General features: G+C 71.4%; 7 protein-coding genes. 5 read left to right on the forward strand and 2 right to left on the reverse strand.

The features are described 5' to 3' along the window. Positions 1-5 precede the first annotated feature (5 nt). Entirely contained in the window at positions 6-1,205 is a 1,200-nt protein-coding gene (glgA, locus tag ABIC52_RS09985) for a glycogen synthase (RefSeq protein ID WP_354027225.1), read from the reverse strand. Positions 1,206-1,252: 47 nt separating this feature from the next. Here glgA and ABIC52_RS09990 point away from each other — a divergent pair, with 47 nt between their 5' ends. Both ABIC52_RS09990 and serB read left to right on the forward strand, forming a co-directional pair. Next, positions 1,253-2,494 carry a glucose-1-phosphate adenylyltransferase gene (locus tag ABIC52_RS09990; protein ID WP_126892067.1) on the forward strand — a complete coding sequence of 414 codons (1,242 nt, stop codon included), beginning with the start codon at positions 1,253-1,255 and terminating at the stop codon, positions 2,492-2,494. A 146-nt stretch (positions 2,495-2,640) separates the two neighbouring features. Next, the gene (gene serB, locus ABIC52_RS09995; RefSeq protein ID WP_354027226.1) at positions 2,641-3,279 is read left to right on the forward strand and encodes a phosphoserine phosphatase SerB; all 639 of its coding nucleotides are present in this window, start codon (positions 2,641-2,643) and stop codon (positions 3,277-3,279) included. A gap of 125 nt (positions 3,280-3,404) precedes the next feature. On the opposite strand, the gene fabG is transcribed toward serB, so the two are convergent. Further along, on the reverse strand, positions 3,405-4,118 hold the full coding sequence (fabG, locus tag ABIC52_RS10000; RefSeq protein WP_058750253.1) for a 3-oxoacyl-ACP reductase FabG: 714 nt from the start codon (positions 4,116-4,118) through the stop codon (positions 3,405-3,407). Between the two features lie 178 nt (positions 4,119-4,296). On the opposite strand from fabG, the gene ABIC52_RS10005 reads away from it, so the two are divergent. The 3 genes from ABIC52_RS10005 to ABIC52_RS10015 are packed head-to-tail and all read left to right on the forward strand — an operon-like array spanning position 4,297 to position 6,121. Then, positions 4,297-4,773, forward strand: coding sequence for a DUF3099 domain-containing protein (locus ABIC52_RS10005; RefSeq protein ID WP_354027227.1), 477 nt, complete (start codon positions 4,297-4,299; stop codon positions 4,771-4,773). Further along, positions 4,773-5,081 carry a hypothetical protein gene (locus ABIC52_RS10010; RefSeq protein ID WP_374109361.1) on the forward strand — a complete coding sequence of 103 codons (309 nt, stop codon included), beginning with the start codon at positions 4,773-4,775 and terminating at the stop codon, positions 5,079-5,081. The genes ABIC52_RS10005 and ABIC52_RS10010 overlap by 1 nt, the downstream gene beginning before the upstream one ends. After that, positions 5,078-6,121: an SURF1 family cytochrome oxidase biogenesis protein gene (locus ABIC52_RS10015; RefSeq protein WP_354027228.1), complete on the forward strand. Its 1,044-nt coding sequence runs from the start codon at positions 5,078-5,080 to the stop codon at positions 6,119-6,121. The genes ABIC52_RS10010 and ABIC52_RS10015 overlap by 4 nt, the downstream gene beginning before the upstream one ends. The last annotated feature ends 152 nt before the right edge of the window (positions 6,122-6,273 follow it).

The following is a 6,273-nucleotide window of genomic DNA, read 5'->3' on the forward strand; positions in this document are numbered from 1 at the left end:
CCAGCCTACGGCTTCCGGGCGAGCACCTCGTCGTAGACCTGCCGTGTGCGGTGCGCGATCGCGTCCCAGGTGAACTCGCTCTCGACACGCAGGCGCCCGGCGCGTCCCATGAGCTTCGCGAGCCCCTCGTCGGCCAGGACCTCGTCGAGCGTGCGGGCGAGGTCGGCGACGAAGCGGTCCGGGTCGGTGGGCGTCCCGGTGCCGTCCTGCGCCTGGTCGATCGGGACGATGCGCCCGGTCAGTCCGTCGGCGACGACCTCGGGGATGCCGCCCGTGCGGGTCCCGACCACGGGGATCCCGCAGGCCATCGCCTCGAGGTTGACGATGCCGAGCGGCTCGTAGATCGACGGGCAGACGAAGACGGTGCCCGACGACAGGACGTTCACGACCTCCTGGTGGGAGAGCATCCGGTCGATCCAGACCACACCGTCGCGCTCGGCGCGCAGGGACTCGACGAGTCCGGTGACCTCGGCCATGATCTCCGGCGTGTCCGGAGCGCCCGCGCACAGCACGATCTGCACGTCGGACGGCAGCGACGCCACCGCACGGAGCAGGTACGGCAGGCCCTTCTGCCGGGTGATCCGGCCGACGAACACCACCGAGCGGCGCGACGGGTCGATGCCGAGGGCGCGCGCGGCGTCCTCGTCGACGGTCGGCTTCCACTCGTCGATGTCGATGCCGTTGTAGACGACGTGGACCTTCGCCGGGTCGATCGACGGGTAGGAGCGCAGGATGTCGGCGCGCATGGCCTTGGAGACCGCGATCACGCCGTCGGCCTGCTCGAAGGCCTCGCGCTCCATCCAGCTCGACAGCCGGTACCCGCCGCCGAGCTGCTCGGCCTTCCACGGGCGCAGTGGCTCGAGGCTGTGCGCGGTGACCACGTGCGGGATGCCGTGGGTGAGCTGCGCGATGCGTCCCGCGGCGTTCGCGTACCAGGTGTGGGAGTGCACCAGGTCGGCGCCCTCGACGTCGGCGGCGATGCGGACGTCGGTGCCGAGCGCCTGGAGCGCACCGTTCGCGTCCTCGAGTCCCTCGGGCGTGCGGTAGGCCCACACGCCCTCCTCGTCGCGGAACGCCCCGAAGGCACGCACGCGCACGTCCGTGTCCGTCCCCGACCGCAGCGCAGCCGTGAGCTCGGCCACGTGGACACCCGCTCCGCCGTAGACCTCCGGCGGATACTCCCTGGTCAGTAGATCGACTCGCACGGACTCAAGGTAACGGGTCTGCCGTCCGGACGCCTACTGTGAACCACATGGCACCAAAGAAGGTATTCGGCATCGTCCTCGCCGGCGGCGAGGGCAAGCGGCTCATGCCGCTCACGGCCGACCGTGCGAAGCCCGCAGTCCCGTTCGGCGGCAACTTCCGCCTCATCGACTTCGCGCTCTCCAACCTGGTCAACTCCGGGTTGCAGAAGATCGTCGTCCTGACCCAGTACAAGTCGCACAGCCTCGACCGTCACGTGGCCGAGACCTGGCGCATGGAGGGGCTCCTCGGGTCATACGTCGCGTCGGTGCCGGCGCAGCAGCGACTCGGCAAGCGGTGGTTCGCCGGCTCGGCGGACGCGATCCTGCAGTCGCTCAACCTGCTGCGCGACGAGCGCCCGGACATCGTGGTCGTGGTCGGTGCCGACCACGTCTACCGGATGGACTTCCACCAGATGATCGAGGCCCACATCGCCTCCGGCCGCAGTGCCACGGTCGCGGCGATCCGGCAGCCGATCGGACTCGCCGACCAGTTCGGCGTCATCCAGGTGGACCAGGACGACCCGACCAAGATCGACGCGTTCCTCGAGAAGCCGAAGGACGCCGTCGGCCTGGCCGACTCGCCCGACGAGATCCTCGCGTCGATGGGCAACTACGTGTTCAACGCCGACGCCCTCGTCGACGCGGTGCTCCGCGACGGGCAGATCGAGTCGAGCAAGCACGACATGGGCGGCGACATCGTGCCGGACTTCGTGGCCCGCGGCGACGCCGGCGTCTACGACCTGCAGCGCAACGACGTGCCCGGGTCGAACGACCGCGACCGGTACTACTGGCGTGACGTGGGGACGATCGACTCGTTCTTCGACGCCCACATGGACCTCATCGCGCCGGTCCCGGTCTTCAACCTGTACAACCAGGACTGGCCGATCTTCAACCAGCAGACGAACCTGCCGCCGGCGAAGTTCGTGCGCGACGCGAACGGCAACACCGGCTCGACGGTCGACTCGATCGTCTCGCTCGGCTGCCTGCTCTCCGGTGCCCAGGTCGAGCGCAGTGTGATCGGTCCGTGGTGCGGCATCGACTCCGGCGCGAAGGTCCTCGACTCGATCGTGTTCGAGCGCGCGTCGATCGGCGCCGGTTCGATCGTGAACCGCGCGATCCTCGACAAGGACGTGGTCATCGCTCCCGGCGCGCAGGTCGGCGTCGACCGCGAGACCGACGAAGCCCGCGGCTTCACGGTGACCGAATCGGGGATCACCGTCGTCGGCAAGGGCGTCCGAGTCGAGGCCTGACCGCACCGGTCACCGAGTCCGGACTGCACCCGCTGCGTCGGCAAGGGCGTGCGGGTCGAGGCCTGACCGCACCCACCACCCGGCCTGGAGGCGCGGCTGACGTCACAGACGTCGGCCGCGCCTCCTGCTGTCGGTACCGTTGGTGCGTGCCACGCTTCCTCGTCGTCCTCGATGCCGACTCCACGCTGCTCGAGGACGAGGTCATCGAACTGCTCGCCGACCACGCCGGGACCCGACCACAGGTGCAGGCGGTGACGGAGCGCGCCATGCGCGGCGAGATCGACTTCGCCGAGAGCCTCCGGGAGCGGGTCGCGACCCTGGCGGGCCTCCCGGCCGACGTCTGCACGCGCGCGCAGCAGGCGGTCCGCGTGACGCGGGGTGCCGAGGAGCTGGTCCGCGGCGTGCACGCCGCCGGCGGCACCGTCGGCGTCGTCTCCGGCGGGTTCCACGAGGTCCTCGACCCGTTCGCCGCGCGGCTCGGCCTCGACCACTGCCGGGCCAACCGGCTCGAGGCGGTGGACGGCGTGCTCACCGGTCGCGTGCTCGGTGACGTCGTCGACGCCGAGGCGAAGGCCGGGACGCTGCGCGCGTGGGCCGGGTCGGACGACGTCCCGCTGTCCCGCACCGTGGCGGTCGGTGACGGTGCCAACGACCTCGTCATGATGGGCGTCGCGGCCCTGGGCGTGGCCTTCGACGCGAAGCCGCTGGTCCGCGAGCGGGCGGACGTGGCGGTCGTCGACCGCGACCTGTCCGCGGTGCTCGCGACGCTCGGCCTGCGCGGCTGACCCGCGGCCCGGGGGCGTCGCCGAGCCCCGGGGTGGGCGACCGCTCTCGTGCCCGAGGACGCGAGACCCGTCGCTGGTCCCGAGACCGGACCGGTGCGTCCGGGTCTCGGGACGACCTGGACGGGCTAGTGGCCCATCCCGAGACCGCCGTCGACCGGGATCACCGCTCCGGAGACGTACCCGGCGCCGTCGCTCGCCAGGAAGAGCGTGGCGTCGGCGACGTCGTCGACCGTGCCGTAGCGCGCCGCCGGGATCTGCTTCTTGAACTCGGCCTGCAGCTCCTCGGGGAGCGCGGCCGTCATGTCGGTCTGGATGAACCCCGGCGCGACGACGTTGGCGGTGATGCCGCGCGAGCCGAGCTCACGGGTGATCGAGCGGGCCATGCCGACGAGCGCGGCCTTCGACGAGGCGTAGTTGACCTGGCCGACCTGTCCGTAGGCGCCGACGACGCTCGACATGAGCACGATGCGACCGAACTTCGCCTTCATCATCCCCTTGGTCGCACGCTTGACCACCCGGAACGTGCCCGTCAGGTTCGTGTCGACGACGCTCGTGAAGTCCTCCTCCGACATGCGGAGCAGGAGCTGGTCGTTCGTGATGCCGGCGTTCGCGACCAGCACCTCGATCGGCCCCAGCTCGGCCTCGACCTGGGTGAAGGCAGCGTCGACCGAGGCGGAGTCGGTGATGTCGGCGGCGACGGTGAGCGCACCCTCGGGTCCGCCCTGACCGCTGCGGGAGGTCACGGCGACGCGGTGTCCCTCGGCGACGAAGCGTGCAGCGAGGGCGTGGCCGATGCCGCGGTTGCCGCCGGTGACGAGGACGGTACGGGGGGTGGTCATGATCGCTCCGTTCGAGTGGGGGTGACGCGGCGTGTGCCGGTCCGACCGCGAGGCCGCCGGCCGCTGGACACGCCCGGACGAGCGTACCGGAGCCGTTCCCTCACCTGTCCCCCGCGCGGTGGGTCGACTGTCGGTGGTCCGGGCTTAGGCTTGACCCTGGCGAATGGAAGAACACCGTATGAAGTCGACGCAGCGCCGGTTCCACGCGACGCACACCCACTCCGGGTCCACGCAGAGCATCACGTCCCTGCCTGACTCCCCCGAGCTGGATCGGGCACACCGCCTGTCCAAGTACGTCTGGCAGATGGGCGTGCGTGTCGTGTGCTTCATCGGCGCCGTCCTCGTGTGGACGACCTGGCACACCTGGCTCGCGGTCATCCCGATCGTGCTCGCCGCGGTGATCCCGTGGGTGGCCGTGATCCTCGCGAACGCCGGCAACCACGCCGAGAGCGACATCGTCGCACCCGCTGGTTCGATCGAGCTCTACGACGCCGTCGACCCCCACCTCCGCGAGCAGCAGGAGGACGCCCGGGCCGAGGCCTACCGCGCCGAGCAGGAACGCCTCCGCGAGCAGGCCCAGCACGCGCAGGAGGAATGGCAGCGGAACGGCGACCGCTCCCGTGTGTGGTCCGCGAAGTCCCGGACGCGTCGCTGATGGGCGCTACGTTCGACCTCTTCACCGAGCCGGGTTCGACGCCGGTCTGCTCGCGGGCGGGCTGCACGAACACCGCCGAGTGGCGGATCAACTGGCGGAACCCGCGCATCCACGCCGTCGACCGGGTGAAGATCTGGGCGGCGTGCGAGGAACACTGCGACTTCCTCGCCGACTACCTGCGCTCCCGCTCGTTCCCGGTCCGGGTGACCGGGATGCACGAGGACGTCGACAGCCTCGACGACGTCCGTGCGCGTGAGGACGCTCCCAAGAACGACGTCGGGGTGCGCTCCACCGGCACCGGACGATGACGGACGAGTTCGACCCCACCGCCCGCTACGGGCGGAAGCACGCCGCGAAGCTGCAGCGCGACGCCGGACGACGTCCGACCGTCGACGGCGACGGCGCCACCACGTCCGGCGGCGCCCCCGCGTCCGGCGGCGCCCCCACGTCCGACCGCACGGACGCCCCGACCGTGGTCCGCGCCGGCACCGCTGACGCTCCCACGGTCGGCTGGGCCTTCGTCCGGAGCCGCCGCTGGGTGGGCTACTTCGCGATCGCCGTCGCCTTCGCGATCATCTGCACGCTCTTCGGCATGTGGCAGTGGGACCGCCGCAACGAGGCGGTCCGGCAGAACGAGCAGATCGCACAGAACTACGACCACACCCCCGTGCCGCTCGACCAGGCGCTCCCACGGGCCTCCTCGTGGAGCGACGACCAGCAGTGGCTCCGAGTCGAGGTCACCGGCCGGTACGACGTCGACGACCAGCTCCTCGTCCGCAACCGCGTGCACAACGGACAGCCCGGGTTCGAGGTGCTCACGCCGCTCGTCACCGCCGACGGCCGCGCGTTCGTGGTCGACCGGGGGTGGGTTCCGACCGGCAACCGGCAGGACGCTCCGGACAGCGTCCCCGCTCCGCCGAGCGGCGAGGTGACGGTGACCGCACGCCTGCAGCAGAGCGAGCCGCGCATCCCCGGACGCACGGACCCGTCGCACACCGACCAGGTGCAGTCCGTCACCCTCGCCGACGTGGCGGACAAGGTGGACGCACCGATCTGGACGGGCGCGTACGGCCAGCTCGCCTCCGAGTCCCCCGCACCGACGGACGCCCGGCCTCTCAGCTGGGACCGCCCCTCGGCGGACACTGGTCTGCACCTCAGCTACTTCATCCAGTGGTTCCTCTTCGCCGCGGGCGGCTTCGGGTTCCTGGCGTACGTGATGGTGCAGGAGTACCGGAACCTCAACCAGGACGATCCCGAGGAACGCGAGCGGGCGCTCGAGCGGCAGCGGCGGAAGGACGCCAAGCCGCGGTCCGACGACGAGGTCGAGGACGAACTGCTGGGTGTGTAGCCACTGACGGGCGGACGGGAGGGGGGGGGGCGGCGGGGCCCCCCCCCCCCCCCCCCCCCCGGGGGGGGGGGGGGCGCCCCGGGGGGGGGCGGGGGTCGGGGATGACGATTGCGACCCCCACCGGCGCCGAAATTCCGTGGGGCTGGGAGTGG

Source organism: Curtobacterium oceanosedimentum (assembly GCF_040545555.1).
Taxonomy (GTDB): domain Bacteria; phylum Actinomycetota; class Actinomycetes; order Actinomycetales; family Microbacteriaceae; genus Curtobacterium.